Genomic DNA, 15,782 nt, shown 5'->3' with positions numbered 1-15,782 from the left:
TCTAATTTCCTTTCACTAATTCAGTTATACGGTTTGTAATCTCAGCTAAGGATACTGTTTCTTGTTCAGACGTATCCATATATTTTAAGATGACTTTACCTTCAGCTAATTCATTATCACCAATTATAATAACATATTTTGCGTTAATTTTGTTAGCATACTTCATTTGACTCTTCATAGATTTACCAGAGCCTTCCATTTCTGCCTTTACATAAGCATTGCGCAAGGCATTTGTAATTCTAAAAGCTTCCTTCTGTGCCATTTCACCTAAGGCTACTACAAAGACAGAATCTTCTTGTTGTTGCTCTGGCAACAAACCTTGTTTTTCTAGAGCCAATAACAAGCGCTCCATCCCCATCGCAAACCCTACAGCTGGTGTATGTGGACCATCTAGTTCTTCTACTAGACCATCGTAACGACCACCACCTGCAACAGCACTTTGCGATCCTAATGGAGTATACTGTACTTCAAAGGCAGTTTTTGTATAATAGTCTAAACCACGAACTAGGCGTGGATTTAAGGTAAACTTCTCTCCTGCTGCCGTCAAATATTCTTTTACATGATGGAAGTGATCTTGACACTCTTCACATAGATTATCGCTTAACTCTGGTACACCCACCGCTAACTGTTGGCATTTTTCTTCTTTGCAATCAAGAATGCGCAATGGATTTTTGTACAAACGACTTTGGCAAAGTTCACATAATTCTTCTTTTTTAGGCTCAAAGAAAGCAATTAATTTTTCTCTGTATGCAGGGCGGCATGTTGGGCACCCTACAGAGTTCATTTCTACATTTAAATCTTTTAAACCTAAATCACGTAATAATTGCAATACCAAAGAGATACATTCCGCATCAGCACTTGGCGCTTGTGTACCCAATAGTTCTACCCCAAATTGGTGGAATTGACGATAGCGTCCTGCTTGTGGCTTATCATGACGGAACATAGGCCCAATATAGAACCATTTTGTAATGGATTCTTGACCATAGATTTTATTTTCTAAATAGGCACGTACTGCCGAAGCTGTTCCTTCTGGGCGCAATGTATAGGATTGATCTTTTTTATCCCCCGTAGGAAAGGAGTACATTTCTTTTTGCACAATATCTGTCGTTTCCCCAATACCACGCAAAAATAAGCCTGTTTCTTCAAACATAGGTGTACGAACTTCTTCAAATCCGTAAGTCTTACATAATCGACGAATTGTATTTTCAATATAATACCAATTGCCAAGAACACTTGGTAATAAATCTTGTGTTCCTCTTGGTTTTTGAATAGCCACTAGCTGTCCCTCCAATGTTCTTTACTTAATGTATTACGTTTTTCCAATAACCGATTCATGTCTTGTATATATGTATCTACATCTTTCGGCATATATTGTTTCTTTTGTCTAAAATCTTGACCACCAATCCATTTCGATACACTACCAGGACCAATGGAAAGTATAGACTGGCGTTCTTCTATCATTTGTATATTATAGATACTTTCATAGTGAGGCAAGGTATAGCCAATATTCTCCATTTGCCCTACCATATACTGTTGGCGATACATATAATAGGGTATATATCCCATACCTAACAGAGCCTCATGAGTGCTATCTAACATGTGTTGCACTAGATGCTCGGAAGGAATCTCCTGAGCATAGGAGCTGGCATACAAAGGACTTCCCTTCTTTAATGCCAATGTATGAATCGTCACATTATGTGGCCGTAACTGATCAATATACTTCACATTCTCTTCCATATCTTGTAAGGTCTGCCGTGGTAATCCGGCAATGAAGTCCATATTAATCGAACAATCCATAAAAGAAACAATGTATTCATACATTGTTAAGATATCCTGTACTGTATGACCTCGCCCTATGATGCGAAGTATATCGTCTTGCATTGTCTGTGGATTAAGACTGATTCTCGTCACTCCCGCTTCTATCATAGAAGTAATCTTACTGTGACTCAGCGAGTCTGGACGACCTGCTTCTACGGTAAACTCATGACCTGTCGGAATCAACTTTTGCAAGGAATGCAATACCCTGTGAAAGTCACCATCACCTAAACTAGTAGGTGTACCTCCACCCATATATAGGGATTGTACTCCTAACCCATGATAGGCAATGCACTCGTTCATATTCGCTATATCTTGTAGATAGGCACTAACAAACTCTTGTACCTTTCCATACCCTTGGATAAGCCCATAGGGAAATGAGCAATAGGTACAATGAGTTTCACAAAAAGGAATCCCACTGTACATACTGACTTCCTTAGGGGACACTGTAGCTTGCTCCACATAGAGGCGTTCTTGCTTCACTACTGTTTCCAATAAATTCCATTTCTGAGGACTAATACCATGCGTTGTTTCTAATTCATCACGAACTAAATCTAACGAACCCAAAGAGTCCCATAATTTATGAGTTAATTTTGTTGGTCTAACACCAACGAGCGTCCCCCAAAGACTTTCTGTAGTCCCCAATAGTAATCGCAGTTGCGTCAATAATTGACGACCTATGACTTTACGCCCCTCTACAGTATCTTCTCCAAAAAGAGAACGTACTAGCACATAGCCCTTATATATTTCTGATGGTACAGCTGTATCAACACAATGCAACTGCGACTGAACATCTGTATGGTAAAACACCTTCACCTCTACAGCATCAATATGGTCAGCAGTGTCTATAGATGTTACATGAATCATAAAGTCTGGATTTTCTTTATTCGAGAATAATCCCACTGCTCCACACTGATGAGCTACGATAGAACCCAGCTCAACAGGACCTTCATAGTGGTATGTATTATTCATGACCCTTTTCAGCTTCTAATGCTTTGGCAGCTTCGTGACAGTCTCCACAGAAACCATAGACTTTCAATTGATGATCGGTAGTATGGAAGTTTAATTTTTTAGCAATGATAGATTCTAATGTTTCTAACATATCATCTTCAAATTCTTTGACACAGCCACATTTTACGCAGATTAAATGATGGTGGAAATGAGAAAATTCATCACTATTTAATTCATAGCGATTACGACCATCACCAAAATCTAAACGTTTTACTAAATCTAACTCTGTGAACAAATCCAATGTACGATAAATCGTAGCTAATCCAATATCTGGATTGTTCTTTTTCACTAAAATATACACATCTTCTGCGCTGAGATGTTTTTCTTCTGCTTCGATGAATGTTTGCAAAATGATTTGACGTTGTGTAGTCAATTTATACTTTTTATCTTTAATGCGCTCTTTCAATTTGTCCATTGTTGCTTGTACTTCTGTTGTTTTATCCATGATGTTCCTCTTTCTGTAATCTATAATATGTATTAAAATACCATAAGCGTTTCGCTATAATTTGTGTGGTCGCCGTAACTGGTACTGCTACCATCATACCGATGATACCAAAGAAATAGCCTCCCACGAAAATTGCCGTAATAATCACTAATGGTGGCAATTTTATGACATGCCCCATAATTTTCGGCATAATAATTTGTCCATCTAACAACTGTAAAATACCATATGTAATAGCCACTTTCACTGCTAGAGGACCACTAATAACAGCCCCTAAAATAATGGCTGGTACAGCACTCAAGAAAGGTCCAATAATAGGAATCCATTCTGCAATGCCTGCTAGTACGGCAAGTACCAATGGGTATGGTAAATCGTACACATAACAGGCAATGAAGGTAAGGCAAAACATATTGGTTGCCAGTAACAACTGACCTCGCAAATACCCTCCTAATGTACGATGAATATCTGTCACCACTTCTTCCAAGTGCGTGGAGGTAGGCTTTGAAAAGATTCCTAAAATTGCTTTTTTAATGTCACGTCCATCTTTTAATAAGTAGAACGTTAGAATTGGCACCAATAAAAGCTGCAGTAATGTACTGGCTAAAGAAACAATAGCAAGCACACTTCGTTGCGCTAAGTCGACACCATAATTGCCAATTTTTATAAGTGTGGAGTTGATAATACCATCAAATTGATGAGGAATAATACTTTCTCCATCCACCCCTTGTAGCCCTTTCACCACAAGAGCAAATTGGTCGAGTACGTACGGTAAATTTGCCAATAATTTTGTTAATTCCCCAATCACAGGCACGATCACATGACGTACTAGTAAGAAGGATAACAAGATGACAATCACAAAGGAAGGAATGATGGCAATCCATCTAGGACAGCCTTTCCAATACTTTTGAAGTCCTTCTTGTGTAAGATTTACCAAAGGCCACAAAATTAATGTTAGTACAATGGCCACTATTAAGGGCATAACGACAGGCAAGGCAATCGAGATTCCTATAGTGGCTAAGACTAGCAAAATACAACGCAGCCAATATTGTATGGATTGTTTTCCCATCCTATCACCTATCGCACAAAAGGATTATACTGCTTTTCTTCACCAATTGTCGTCTCCGGTCCATGTCCTGGATACACCTTTGTATCATCTGGTAATGTATAAAGCTTTTCCTTGATGCCTTTACTTAACAACTCAAAATCTCCATTAGGAAAATCTGTTCTGCCTACAGAGCCTTGAAATAGGGTGTCCCCCGCAAGTAATGTGCCTTCTGTATAATAGCATACACCACCTGGTGTATGTCCAGGCGTTTCTATGACTGTAAACACTGTGTCACCCAGAGGGATCGTATCTCCCTCTTTCACATAGCGTACATCATCAACTTGTACAGTAATAGGTCTACCGGAACGAGCGCTTAGATTTACTTCTGCGCTTTCTAAATACTCTGCATCACCTTTATGTATATACACAGGCACATGATAAGCATCTACCAATGTTTGCACGGCCCCTATATGATCACTGTGACCATGAGTCAATAAAATTCCCTTCACTTTAAAATTATGACTCTCAAGAATCTCTTTTAATTTTTCACCCTCATCGCCAGGGTCCGTCACAAGGCATGTATTATCTGCTTCATTATGAGCAATATAACAATTCGTCCCATACGCACCTAAGGGCATATAATATAACTTCATCTGTACACTCCATTAAAACTCTTTATGACTATCTAACAAAATCGTAACAGGCCCATCGTTGACAAGGGCTACTTCCATATGAGCTTGAAACTGTCCAGTACTCACTGGAATCCCCTTTTCTTTGAAAGCTTCCACAGTGCGTGCGTATAAAGCTTCTGCCTTGTCAGGAGCTGCTGCTTTCATAAAATTGGGGCGCCGTCCTTTGCGCGCATCTCCATAGAGTGTGAACTGTGACACTACGCAAACCTCGCCGCCTATATCTAGGAGCGATAGGTTCATTTTGTCATTGTCATCCTCAAAAATTCGCAGATGGCTTACCTTATCACAGATATATTGCACATCTTCCAAGGTATCATCGTCTGCAATACCTAGCAATACTAGCAACCCTTGCTGAGTACTGCCAATGATAGTGCCTTCCACTGTAACAGAGGAAGAGCTCACTCGTTGTACTACTGCTCTCATGTTTTTCCTCCGCGATGCACAGAATACACGTCTTTGACTCGTCGCAATTTAGTCATAACATAGTCTAGCTGCGATAGGTCTTTAATATCCAAGATTAAATGGATTATCACATCTTTTGTATCATCCGTTTTAGCATTGATATTAGATATGTTAATCTTCATTTCTGACAAGGCTGCCATCACTTCCATCAACAATCCACTGCGATCATAGGCATGTACAGACACATTGACTTGGAACTGCTCCTGCGTAGCGCCTTCCCAATCCACTTCGATCATACGATTCACATCATCAGGTGTATGTCCAATATTAGTGCAATCCGCACGATGAACAGATACACCACGGCCACGTGTGATATAGCCGATAATATCATCACCCGGAACAGGATTACAGCAACGGGCCATACGTACCATGACTCCTGACTCACCTTTAACTAATACGCCACTGCTGTTTTTTTTCGACTTCCCATGATGTATTTTCAGTCGATCGATAACAGCCATCGTATCTTTTCGTTGCTCTTCTTTAGCAACATCTTGCTTATGCATATCGATGAGCCGCAACAGTACAGTATTAACAGAAAGGCCTCCAAAGCCAATGGCAGAAAACAGTTCCGCTTCACCACCGGCATTCAAAGATTTTGCGATTTTCTCTAAGCGCCCACTCTTTGTAAGTTCTTTCCAATCGTAACCTAGTCGCTTTGATTCTTTTTCTAGTAATTCGCGGCCTTTAACAATATTTTCTTCTTTATTTTCTCGTTTAAACCAATTTTTTATTTTGGTTTTACTTTCTGTAGAACCAACAATATTCAACCAATCTAAGCGAGGTTTACCATTTTTAGACGTAACAATTTCTACAATATCGCCATTTTGCAGCTCATAATCTAGTGGAACAATTTTCCCATTGATCTTAGCACCTACGCATTTATTCCCCACATCTGTGTGAACGCGATAGGCAAAATCAAGTGGCACCGTCCCTTTCGGTAACTTCATCACATCGCCTTTTGGGGTAAATACGAATACTTCACCCGTAAAGACATCTAGTTTCAAAGCATTTAATAATTCTTTTGGATCACTGCCATCTTGCCATTCCAAAACTTGGCGAATCCACCCTACCTTGGCATCAAAGTCAGCTTCTGCTTTACCTTTATTACCTTCTTTATAGCGCCAATGGGCCGCTACACCATATTCGGATACACGATGCATATCCCATGTACGAATTTGAATTTCCACAGGTTGCCCCATTGTTCCAATAATCGTAGTATGTAGCGATTGATACATATTGGATTTAGGCATAGCAATATAATCTTTAAATCGGTATGGCAATGGTTTCCATAAACTATGTACAGTTCCCAATACGGCGTAACAATCTGGAATCGTATCTACAATGACACGAACAGCATACAAATCATAAATTTGAGACAAGTCACGATTGTCTTTTTTCATTTTTTTATAAATGCTGTAGAAATGCTTAGGACGCCCTTTTACATCTGCTGCAATATGAGCCGTCTCTAATGCCTTTTTTAAGGTATCCATCGTATCATTAACGATATTTTCACGAGCCTGCCGCTTTTCACTCATCTGCTGAACAAGATCATAATATTTTTCAGGTTCTAAATAGCGGAATGACAAGTCTTCCAATTCCCATTTAATATTAAAGATCCCCAGACGATGTGCTAAAGGGGCAAAAATTTCCAATGTTTCTTGCGCAATACGTTGTTGCTTGTCAGGACGCATATACTTTAACGTACGCATATTATGCAATCGGTCGCCCAACTTAATCACAACAACCCGCACATCTTTTGCCATGGCCAAAATCATCTTGCGATAATTTTCAATTTGCTGTTCTTCTTTCGTTTGGTATTGAAACTGATTCAGTTTTGTCACACCATCGACTAAAAAAGCTACCTCGGGGCCAAATTCAGCTTCCATATCGTCTAACGTCACTTCCGTGTCCTCTACGACATCATGTAATAATGCTGATACCAATGTGGACCGATCAATTTGCAATTCACTTAAAATCGTTGCGACTCCCAAGGGATGTAAAATATAGGGTTCCCCTGATGCACGTTTTTGCGGTGCATGGGCCTTATCAGCCAATGCAAATGCACGTTCTATGACGGGCCAATCTTCTTTTGGCAAATACGATTGCACCCGATCCATGAACTGTCCAAATTCACGCTCTTTATTAAATGTATGTTCATGAAGGTTGCTCATAGTACTTACCATTATGATCCCTCCTGACTATAGTTCATAAATGTCAATGATGTATGCAATTCCAATTTTTGTTTGACTTGCATCCATCGATATACATGTCGTCCATCTTCTATGACTTCTTCTTGTAAAATTCCCAACTCTTTAAATACTTCTAATGAAAGCATCACTTCTCGCGGTGTCATCTCGCGAGGTTTTCCTTCTAACGCTTCCCTCTCTACAATATATTTCGGTGCCGTAGGAGATCGGAACACATTCTTGACTAGCACATACATCTTGCGAAGGCCTTCCACAGTCAACTGTTCCCGTTGCTCTTCCAGAGGGCTCATATCCTGTACAATCAATTGAGGGCGTACTGTGCCTTGCCATTCATTTTTTTGTAAGGTAAAAGCTACTTTCACAGGATCATCTGCAAAAATTTCTTGCATATAATGTTCCCCCTGCCATGCCACGGCATCAACAGGACCTTGCTGACCTTGCAGTACAATTTTACAGTGATTTTTCTGAAAGCCCATAGGATATAAATTCTGCACGGCAATTTCTGGAATAGCAAACACCGGCGTACTATTTCCCATGCCGTAAGGCTCTAACGTTGCAATTTGATCAATTAAATCGATGGATATATCTTCACTAGATACAATGCCATCAATATCTACAATAGGAATATAATCGGTATCTACTAAATGTTCACGACAATAGGCACTCGCAAGGTCTCGTAACGCATCAATCTGATCTGCCTTCACACTAAATCCAGCCGCCTGTGAATGTCCACCAAATTGAATCAATACATCCTTCGCCGAACACAACACATCATAAATATTACAATTATCAATACTTCGACAAGAACCTTTTCCTATGCCATCGTGAATACTGATGACCATCGTTGGCTTATAAAAAGCTTCTACTAATCGTGAGGCTACGATACCGATAACCCCTGGATGCCAACCCTCGCCTGCTACCACAATACATTGCTCAGCCAATGTCCCTTGTGCTAGTACTGCCTGATAGGCTTCTTCAAAAATAGCTCGTTCTATCTGTTGTCGCTCTGCATTCGTTTCTTGTAGTTCTTCCGCAATTTCCATTGCTTCTTGCGAGCTATCTGTAATTAACAATTCTACTGCTCTTGTGGCATGGGTCACTCGACCTGCCGCATTTAACCTTGGTGCTAACGTGAATCCTATATGTCCTGCAGAAATAGCTTTTCCCGTCAAACCTGCCACTTCTATCAGGGCTTGAATTCCCAAGTTAGGGCTCTCCGTCATTTTTCGTAACCCTTCGCGGACAATAATACGATTTTCTCCCACAAGAGGCACCACATCTGCTACAGTACCTAGTGCTACAATATCTAAATCATCACCATATTCTTCACCAGTACGGCGTTTCCACAGTGCTTGGCACACTTTAAAAGCAACACCAACACCAGATAAGTTTTTATCCTCATATGGGCAATCCGGTTGTTTGTGATTCACAACTGCTGTAGCCCGTGGGACTTGAGGCGGTGCTGTATGATGATCTGTAATAATCATAGATACTCGATCACGTACAGCTTCTACGATATCATAGGAACTAATCCCACAATCTACAGATATGATTAGATCTGTTTTTTCTTGAATCAAATATTCTAAAGCCTCTAAATTAAGGCCATATCCTTCACTTTGTCGCTCCGGTATGTAATAGCTTACATTAGCACCTAAGCGCGAAAAAAAGCGATACATTAATGATGTAGCTGTAATTCCATCCACATCATAATCGCCATAAATTACAATGGACCCATTAGATGCTAACACCCTTTCAATCTCTTCCACAGCTTCTCGCATGCCTTTTAATGTGAAAGGGTCCAACAAATCGTCCATTGTACTATATAAAAATGTTTGACCTGCTTCAACCGTTGTAATCCCACGGTTTGCCAATAAATGAGAAACTATGGGGTGTACAGATAATCCAGAGGTCAATTTTGTTTCAATTGCTTCTTGTGTAACGGCAACATTCCAACGTTTGCCTTTGTGCGTTTCTACCTTTTTCATACGTACCTCAGGATGGATTTTTCTTTCATTATCATTATCATTATTATACATCAAAAGGATATTATTTTCAATAACTCTCATTATTAAAATGCAAAAAAATCCCAGTACCATAAAGGTACTGGGATTTGCAATCGCCAAATATTAACGTTTGGAGAATTGAGATGCTTTACGAGCTTTTTTAAGACCGTATTTTTTACGTTCTTTCATACGTGGGTCACGAGTCAAGAAGCCTGCTTTTTTAAGAGATTGACGAAGTTCGCCATCTACTTCTAATAATGCACGAGACACACCGTGACGAATTGCACCAGCTTGACCGGATGGGCCGCCACCAGCAACAGTTGCCACAACGTCGTATTGTTCTAAAGTGTTTGTTAACACCAATGGTTGTTTAACAATTAACTCAAGAGTTTGACGACCAAAATATTCATTTAATTCACGTTTGTTTACAGTGATTTTACCTGTACCCGGTACCAGACGAACTCTAGCAACGGAAGATTTTCTACGACCAGTGCCGTAGTATTGTGCTACTGCCATTATTTGTTCCTCCTCCCGGTATTAACGGATATTTAACTCTAACACTTCTGGTTTTTGAGCAGCATGTGGATGCTCAGCGCCAGCGTATACATTCAATTTACGGTATTGTTGTGCACCCAATTTATTTTTTGGAAGCATACCTTTAACTGCCATTTCAATTACGCGTTCAGGATGTTTTTCCAACATCATAGCAAGTGTAGTGAAACGAGATCCGCCTGGATATCCAGAATGACGGAAATACTCTTTTTGTAATAATTTTTTACCAGTTACACGCACTTTTTCTGCGTTCACAACGATAACGTGGTCACCAGTGTCTGCATGTGGTGTAAAAGTTGGTTTATGTTTGCCCCGAAGAACTTTAGCAACTTCGGCAGCAAGACGTCCTAAAGTTTTACCTTCAGCGTCAACAACATACCATTTGCGCTCAATATTGTTCGCATTGGCCATAAATGTAGTTTTCATGCTGCTTTCCTCCTAATAACAAGAATGTATTAACAGAAGCAATTGCCACCTTCCGGGGCTAGTGGAAGTCCGTACAAATTGCTTACCGAAATATTATACTCAAAACACAAGGGATATGTCAAGATTTATCCTAAAGATTTCTTCAACAACCAATCGATATCAACCTTCTCTGGAGTCACAATGAATTTGTGTTCTCCAAACTTTTCAAACCCATAGCGTTTATAAAAATGTTGTGCTTTATAATTTTTCTCCCACACACCTAGCCAAGCCCAAGCAAAATCGCCTGACTCAGCAATGCGCATAGCTTTATCGAATAACGCTCTGCCCACACCATATCCTTGGTATGCTTTCAGCACGTATATTCGCTGCACTTCAAAGGCATTCTCTAATTTACGCTCTGTTTGTGCCCCGCCCCAGTTTACTTTCAAATATCCTGCCAACACATCATCTACGTAAGCTAGATATGTTTCGCTCTCATCATTGTCCAACTCACGTTTCAATACATCATGATTATAGGCCTCATCAAAAAAGGCTTGTAATTCCTCTTCTGTATTGTCATAACTGAAAGTTTCTCTAAATGTGTCTGCACACAAGTTAGACAATGCTGGAATATCTGTTTCTTGAGCTCTTATAATGGTGACAACAGAACCCGTTTGTTCACGAGATTCCCCTAGGATGCGCACCTCTGGTTCTAACTGCACTCCATGAACTGCATGAATCCGCTTTTGCACCTCGTGAATCACACCGAGTACATCATTGGCTGTAGCACCTCCACGATTCACCACAAATCCAGCATGTTTCATAGATACTTCTGCAGGACCTACTGACAACCCTTTTAATCCAGTTTGGTCAATCAAGGTACCTGCATAATATCCCGGTGGGCGCTTGAAGGTAGAACCTGCACTAGCATGCTCCAAGGGTTGTTTAGATTCCCGTTTTTCAGTGAGATCGTCCATTCGTTCTTGGATATCAGCTGGGTTCCCCTCTTGCAGCTCCATCGTCACCCGTACGATGATTTCATGGTTCTCGTGAAAACGGCTATGACGATAGGCAAACTGCAATTCTTCTCGACTATAATGGTGCAAGTTCCCTTGCATATCGACCGCATCTACGCCAGTTACCACTTGATCCATTTCGCCATCATAGGCACCCGCATTCATGAATACAGCTCCACCTAAACTACCAGGAATGCCAATGGCAAATTCCAAGCCACTTAAGCTTTCACGTTGGGCGTATTCGGATACTTCTTTCAACGTAAATCCTGCACTCATAATGATTTGCGTTCCTTCACGGAGCTTTTCTTCTTGTAGCTCTTTTAAGCAAAGCACAACGCCACGCATTCCACCATCTTGGATGAGCACATTAGAACCTAATCCCAATACAAAAGGCTCTACCTGATGGCTATGCAGTACATGCATAATAGCTTGTAATTCTTTCACTGAATGAGGAAGAATTAACACGTCTGCGGGCCCTCCAATTTGAAAGGTCGTATACGGCGCTAACTCAGCATCTACTTGGATTCTATCTGCAGAAACAGCTTGCTGCAATGCTTCAAGTAGTGTATTCATATTAGTTTGCCTTTTCTAAAATTTTCATACCTTCTGTGATTGGTTCACTAATAATACGATACACATCATTTGCTACTTGTGTCCAACGTGCATGAGCTGTTAAGTACGCATTAGCGCCAGAGTTCGCTTGTACCATTGGCAATAATCCTTCTAATTTTTTCAATAATTCTTCCGCTTCAGGGACATCAGCCATTTTTGCATATTCCAATTGCATTTGCAAAGACATGAATTCTTCTACCATGCCTTTTGCAGCCTGATCATCTTGAATGGCTTCTTGAGCTGCCATCATTTCTTTATACTCTTCGCTATCGCGCATTGCTTTTTGTAATTCATAAGCTACATCGTAATTCATAGTTCCTCCTCAATCCTGTTAGGATTTCATTCTTATATACTTTCATATATTGTGTATGCTATACAGTCTATATTATCTAATCTTTGCTCATTCTGTGAAAATCTACGATATTTCACTATATATAGGCTATACCATATGATTAGACTTACTATATTTACTATTTTCTATAAACCAATACCTACTATCAAAAGATTACACCTCGATAGATACTCCTGGCCCAACCGCCTGTAAATCTGGGAACCCCAATTGGCGCATACCTTCATAGGCAATGATTGCCACCGCATTCGATAAATTTAAAGACCGTGCCTCATCAATCATCGGAATGCGAATGCAGGTATCTGGATTGGCCGCCACAATTTCTTCTGGCAAACCTTTTGTTTCTTTACCAAACACGAGCATATCTCCAATTTCATATTGCACCTCAGCATGGGTATGGGCAGCCTTTGTTGTGGCATACCAAAAACGACGATCTTTATATTGTTCATACACTTCCTCTAGGGATTTATGTATTTTCACGTCCACTAAATGCCAATAATCTAAACCAGCTCGTTTTAAGTATTTACTATCCAAAGAAAATCCCAATGGCTCTACTAAATGTAGTGTCATATGATTGGCCGCACAAAGCCGTGCAATATTGCCTGTATTCCCAGGTATTTCCGGTTCTACTAATACAATCTCCATCATCCACCTACCATTTCATCGCTTAAAATGGCCACTTTTACCACCTTGTTTTTCTACAAGGTATACTGGGCCTATAGTCATACTTTTATCGACGGCTTTCACCATATCGTACACTGTCAACAAGCCAACTTGAACAGCTGTCAAAGCTTCCATCTCTACTCCTGTAGGACCTGTCGTTTTCACAGTACTACGAATGCACACGGCTCGCTTTTCTTCTACTAATGAGCAATCTACACTGACCTTCGTCAATGCCAAAGGATGGCATAAGGGAATCAGGTTCGATGTTTGCTTGGCACCCATAATAGCTGCCAACTGTGCCACCGCTAATACATCGCCTTTTTTGACATTTCCACTGGCTACAATATAGAAAGCTTCTTCACTGAGGGTAATAAATCCTTCTGCAACGGCCACGCGCTCCGTGTGATCCTTTGCAGATACGTCCACCATGTGCGCGTTACCACCTTCATCAAAATGCGTTAATTTCATAGATACCTCCATGTCTTGTATATTATACCATAGAGAGAGATAGGCCGTCAGTACTGTAGTATACATTAAATTTATCTATAAAAAAGGACTGTAACTAAAATGTAATCTAACTACATTTTATCACAGTCCCTTTTATCATGTTTTAATAATCAAGCCACATCAATATAAAGCTTGCAAACATTAGAGCCATAATTTTCAATCCCGCATTCTCTTGCAAGGATAATGGCAATCTATGCCCAAAAAATGTTTTTGCAAATGCATAAGCACCGCCTGCTAAAAATAAGATTCCGGCTATATCTTTCATATCAATTCTCCCTGTTATATCTTAGACAATAACTCTCTTTTCTTATCTTCAAACTCTTTCTCCGTAAGGATCCCCATATCTTTTAACTCCCCTAATTTTTTTATATTTTCTATGATATCATTTGTGTCAACGTTAGCACTCTCTCTAGAATCTTCTGTAGTTATTACAGATTTATCTTTGCCCCTTACACGTTCTGCATTTCTTTTCAATATAATCGTTAGAACAGAAGCACACTCTTCTAATGCCTTATAAATAGCCTTAAAATCACTTGACGCTCTAGACTGGGATGGCACTCCAGAGTGCTCACCTATAAAGTTAATATATCTTTGAGAGTCTCCTATGCTATTTAATATTAATTTAATTTGAAGCATTTTACACTGGCGATTATCCGTCCTTGCTGGTAACATCGAGCCAATAATTCCACCGGCTTCACCAAACAGCAGTCCACCTACTGCAGCTCCAACCAAACTGCTACCAACACCCGTTTGGTTACCATTATCTATGATAGTAAAGTCTACTATATTTTCAAACGGCACTATATAATCTGTAATAGTATCGCTGAAGAATCCTGTATCTAATAAAGGGACATTAATGAGGCCTCTCTTTTCATCTACCTCTATATATACATTATCCATTCTACCTGGTGCTACACGATGCACTCGATGTGTCACCGTAAAGTCTTCCGGAGAAACCCATTCCTTCTTTTTATATAAAGAAAGCAATTCCTCATACTCTAAATCTTTAATTTCCATATTAATTAGATTTCTACTTTTGAAGCATATAGGGCAAAGGTATTTTTCAGATTTCTTCATCATACCTTTCTTCAACTGTTTATCAAAGTCAGCTACAATTGATGCTTCACAGGAAATACATTTATATGTTCCCATATCGGTTATCCTTTTCTTTCAATTATGGATTTAAAGAAATAAATTGATCTTTTGTACGATGCAATGCACTTCCTACAACTATAAATGCTAACCCTTTACTATTAGCTACATCTTGCGGTACATCAAAATATAGTTTTTTTGTATGTTCTACACCAGGGTTAACCATATCTAAATAATCTTGATTAGCATGTTCAATTCGGTAAGAGTATGCATAAGAATTATTACCTAAGACCATCCCTATTTCATCACCCTCTAGTTTTACTGGGTTATTACTAATATTTTTATACTTTAATGTAACAACTACATATACACCTTGTGGTTTTTGGTGTTCAACTCCGTCTTCATCCACCCATTGTGGCATAATCTCTCTGTTTAATACTGTAAATTCAAGCTCTTTTGTCTTTACTACTTCGCCTATTTTATGTGTAGTATCCGACTTTGTTTCTGATTCTGTTTTTTTAGTTTCTTTTTCATCCTCTTTTTTTGCTTCTACTTTTGTAGGTGTTCCTGTTTCTTTAGGCTTTGCATCTTGCGTTCCTCCAGAAAGCCACAGTCCAACACACACAATCACGAACGAAGTTCCCAAAATCTTTAATCTAGGCTTAGTTGTAAAAAATGGTGCTACTTTTCTAGGAATAAATAGCCCCACTACAAACCACACAAATGCTGCTAACATTAAAAATCCACCCATCGTTTTCCTCCTTATTAACAATTCTATCCCCTAATACACAAATAACTATTAAGGTCTACTTTTATTAATGATTATACAAAATGTCCCCCCCCGTCAACATTTACACCAAAACATTCTTCTAAGAAAGACATCACATTTATAAAAAACAACTGACTCTC

17 protein-coding genes and 1 pseudogene are annotated in these 15,782 nt (G+C 39.5%); all 18 read right to left on the bottom strand.

The window, feature by feature from the left end; translation table 11 throughout:
• Window position 1 precedes the first annotated feature (1 nt).
• The 18 genes and pseudogenes from hisS to EO122_RS01145 all read right to left on the bottom strand — a co-directional run bounded on the left by hisS (window position 2) and on the right by EO122_RS01145 (window position 15,624).
• A complete protein-coding gene (gene hisS / locus EO122_RS01220) occupies window positions 2-1,276 on the bottom strand; it encodes a histidine--tRNA ligase (protein WP_127009017.1) in 1,275 nt (424 codons plus the stop codon).
• Window positions 1,276-2,787, bottom strand: coding sequence for a coproporphyrinogen dehydrogenase HemZ (gene hemZ, locus EO122_RS01215; protein WP_127009016.1), 1,512 nt, complete (start codon window positions 2,785-2,787; stop codon window positions 1,276-1,278). Before hemZ ends, hisS begins: the two co-directional genes overlap by 1 nt.
• The gene (locus EO122_RS01210; RefSeq protein ID WP_126937630.1) at window positions 2,780-3,271 is read right to left on the bottom strand and encodes a Fur family transcriptional regulator; all 492 of its coding nucleotides are present in this window, start codon (window positions 3,269-3,271) and stop codon (window positions 2,780-2,782) included. Before EO122_RS01210 ends, hemZ begins: the two co-directional genes overlap by 8 nt.
• On the bottom strand, window positions 3,264-4,334 hold the full coding sequence (locus EO122_RS01205) for an AI-2E family transporter (RefSeq protein ID WP_127009015.1): 1,071 nt from the start codon (window positions 4,332-4,334) through the stop codon (window positions 3,264-3,266). The genes EO122_RS01210 and EO122_RS01205 overlap by 8 nt, the downstream gene beginning before the upstream one ends.
• A gap of 8 nt (window positions 4,335-4,342) precedes the next feature.
• Complete coding sequence (locus EO122_RS01200) at window positions 4,343-4,966, bottom strand: MBL fold metallo-hydrolase (RefSeq protein WP_127009014.1); 624 nt, start codon at window positions 4,964-4,966, stop codon at window positions 4,343-4,345.
• A gap of 12 nt (window positions 4,967-4,978) precedes the next feature.
• On the bottom strand, window positions 4,979-5,428 hold the full coding sequence (dtd, locus tag EO122_RS01195) for a D-aminoacyl-tRNA deacylase (RefSeq protein ID WP_127009013.1): 450 nt from the start codon (window positions 5,426-5,428) through the stop codon (window positions 4,979-4,981).
• Complete coding sequence (locus EO122_RS01190; protein ID WP_371413168.1) at window positions 5,425-7,584, bottom strand: bifunctional (p)ppGpp synthetase/guanosine-3',5'-bis(diphosphate) 3'-pyrophosphohydrolase; 2,160 nt, start codon at window positions 7,582-7,584, stop codon at window positions 5,425-5,427. Before EO122_RS01190 ends, dtd begins: the two co-directional genes overlap by 4 nt.
• A 65-nt stretch (window positions 7,585-7,649) precedes the next feature.
• Complete coding sequence (gene recJ / locus EO122_RS01185; RefSeq protein ID WP_127009011.1) at window positions 7,650-9,659, bottom strand: single-stranded-DNA-specific exonuclease RecJ; 2,010 nt, start codon at window positions 9,657-9,659, stop codon at window positions 7,650-7,652.
• A gap of 141 nt (window positions 9,660-9,800) precedes the next feature.
• Window positions 9,801-10,193 (bottom strand): 30S ribosomal protein S9, encoded by a 393-nt coding sequence (rpsI, locus tag EO122_RS01180; protein ID WP_126937624.1) that lies wholly within the window; start codon window positions 10,191-10,193, stop codon window positions 9,801-9,803.
• A 21-nt stretch (window positions 10,194-10,214) separates the two neighbouring features.
• Window positions 10,215-10,655, bottom strand: a complete 441-nt coding sequence (rplM, locus tag EO122_RS01175) for a 50S ribosomal protein L13 (RefSeq protein WP_126937623.1) — start codon at window positions 10,653-10,655, stop codon at window positions 10,215-10,217.
• 125 nt (window positions 10,656-10,780) lie between these two features.
• Window positions 10,781-11,338: an N-acetyltransferase gene (locus tag EO122_RS08295; RefSeq protein ID WP_240632628.1), complete on the bottom strand. Its 558-nt coding sequence runs from the start codon at window positions 11,336-11,338 to the stop codon at window positions 10,781-10,783.
• Window positions 11,321-12,223, bottom strand: a pseudogene (murB, locus tag EO122_RS08290) (UDP-N-acetylmuramate dehydrogenase); the annotation flags it as partial. The gene EO122_RS08295 and the pseudogene murB, both read right to left, overlap by 18 nt.
• A gap of 1 nt (window position 12,224) precedes the next feature.
• Window positions 12,225-12,575 carry a YlbF family regulator gene (locus tag EO122_RS01165; RefSeq protein ID WP_127009010.1) on the bottom strand — a complete coding sequence of 117 codons (351 nt, stop codon included), beginning with the start codon at window positions 12,573-12,575 and terminating at the stop codon, window positions 12,225-12,227.
• A gap of 192 nt (window positions 12,576-12,767) precedes the next feature.
• Window positions 12,768-13,256 carry a tRNA (uridine(34)/cytosine(34)/5-carboxymethylaminomethyluridine(34)-2'-O)-methyltransferase TrmL gene (gene trmL / locus EO122_RS01160; protein WP_127009081.1) on the bottom strand — a complete coding sequence of 163 codons (489 nt, stop codon included), beginning with the start codon at window positions 13,254-13,256 and terminating at the stop codon, window positions 12,768-12,770.
• 15 nt (window positions 13,257-13,271) lie between these two features.
• Window positions 13,272-13,742: a cyclic pyranopterin monophosphate synthase MoaC gene (moaC, locus tag EO122_RS01155; RefSeq protein WP_127009009.1), complete on the bottom strand. Its 471-nt coding sequence runs from the start codon at window positions 13,740-13,742 to the stop codon at window positions 13,272-13,274.
• Between the two features lie 142 nt (window positions 13,743-13,884).
• Window positions 13,885-14,046, bottom strand: a complete 162-nt coding sequence (locus tag EO122_RS08185; RefSeq protein ID WP_164724045.1) for a hypothetical protein — start codon at window positions 14,044-14,046, stop codon at window positions 13,885-13,887.
• A gap of 14 nt (window positions 14,047-14,060) precedes the next feature.
• Window positions 14,061-14,933: an SHOCT domain-containing protein gene (locus tag EO122_RS01150; protein WP_127009008.1), complete on the bottom strand. Its 873-nt coding sequence runs from the start codon at window positions 14,931-14,933 to the stop codon at window positions 14,061-14,063.
• Window positions 14,934-14,955: 22 nt separating this feature from the next.
• Window positions 14,956-15,624 (bottom strand): DUF4352 domain-containing protein, encoded by a 669-nt coding sequence (locus EO122_RS01145; protein ID WP_127009007.1) that lies wholly within the window; start codon window positions 15,622-15,624, stop codon window positions 14,956-14,958.
• Window positions 15,625-15,782 lie beyond the last annotated feature (158 nt).

Origin of the sequence: Veillonella sp. CHU110, assembly GCF_003992255.1 — a bacterium.
In the GTDB taxonomy this organism is placed as follows: Bacteria; Bacillota; Negativicutes; order Veillonellales; family Veillonellaceae; genus F0422.
Note: the sequence above shows the minus strand (reverse complement) of the source record. Positions and strands in the feature narration are given on the sequence as shown.

Excerpts from the sequence above, each read along its gene's own strand:
- hemZ (WP_127009016.1), bottom strand. The coding sequence starts at position 2,787 with ATGAATAATACATACCACTATGAAGGTCCTGTTGAGCTGGGTTCTATC.
- EO122_RS01210 (WP_126937630.1), bottom strand. The coding sequence starts at position 3,271 with ATGGATAAAACAACAGAAGTACAAGCAACAATGGACAAATTGAAAGAG.
- EO122_RS01205 (WP_127009015.1), bottom strand. The coding sequence starts at position 4,334 with ATGGGAAAACAATCCATACAATATTGGCTGCGTTGTATTTTGCTAGTC.
- EO122_RS01200 (WP_127009014.1), bottom strand. The coding sequence starts at position 4,966 with ATGAAGTTATATTATATGCCCTTAGGTGCGTATGGGACGAATTGTTAT.
- dtd (WP_127009013.1), bottom strand. The coding sequence starts at position 5,428 with ATGAGAGCAGTAGTACAACGAGTGAGCTCTTCCTCTGTTACAGTGGAA.
- EO122_RS01190 (WP_371413168.1), bottom strand. The coding sequence starts at position 7,584 with ATGGATCGGGTGCAATCGTATTTGCCAAAAGAAGATTGGCCCGTCATA.
- recJ (WP_127009011.1), bottom strand. The coding sequence starts at position 9,659 with ATGAAAAAGGTAGAAACGCACAAAGGCAAACGTTGGAATGTTGCCGTT.
- rpsI (WP_126937624.1), bottom strand. The coding sequence starts at position 10,193 with ATGGCAGTAGCACAATACTACGGCACTGGTCGTAGAAAATCTTCCGTT.
- rplM (WP_126937623.1), bottom strand. The coding sequence starts at position 10,655 with ATGAAAACTACATTTATGGCCAATGCGAACAATATTGAGCGCAAATGG.
- EO122_RS01165 (WP_127009010.1), bottom strand. The coding sequence starts at position 12,575 with ATGAATTACGATGTAGCTTATGAATTACAAAAAGCAATGCGCGATAGC.
- trmL (WP_127009081.1), bottom strand. The coding sequence starts at position 13,256 with ATGGAGATTGTATTAGTAGAACCGGAAATACCTGGGAATACAGGCAAT.
- moaC (WP_127009009.1), bottom strand. The coding sequence starts at position 13,742 with ATGAAATTAACGCATTTTGATGAAGGTGGTAACGCGCACATGGTGGAC.
- EO122_RS08185 (WP_164724045.1), bottom strand. The coding sequence starts at position 14,046 with ATGAAAGATATAGCCGGAATCTTATTTTTAGCAGGCGGTGCTTATGCA.
- EO122_RS01150 (WP_127009008.1), bottom strand. The coding sequence starts at position 14,933 with ATGGGAACATATAAATGTATTTCCTGTGAAGCATCAATTGTAGCTGAC.
- EO122_RS01145 (WP_127009007.1), bottom strand. The coding sequence starts at position 15,624 with ATGGGTGGATTTTTAATGTTAGCAGCATTTGTGTGGTTTGTAGTGGGG.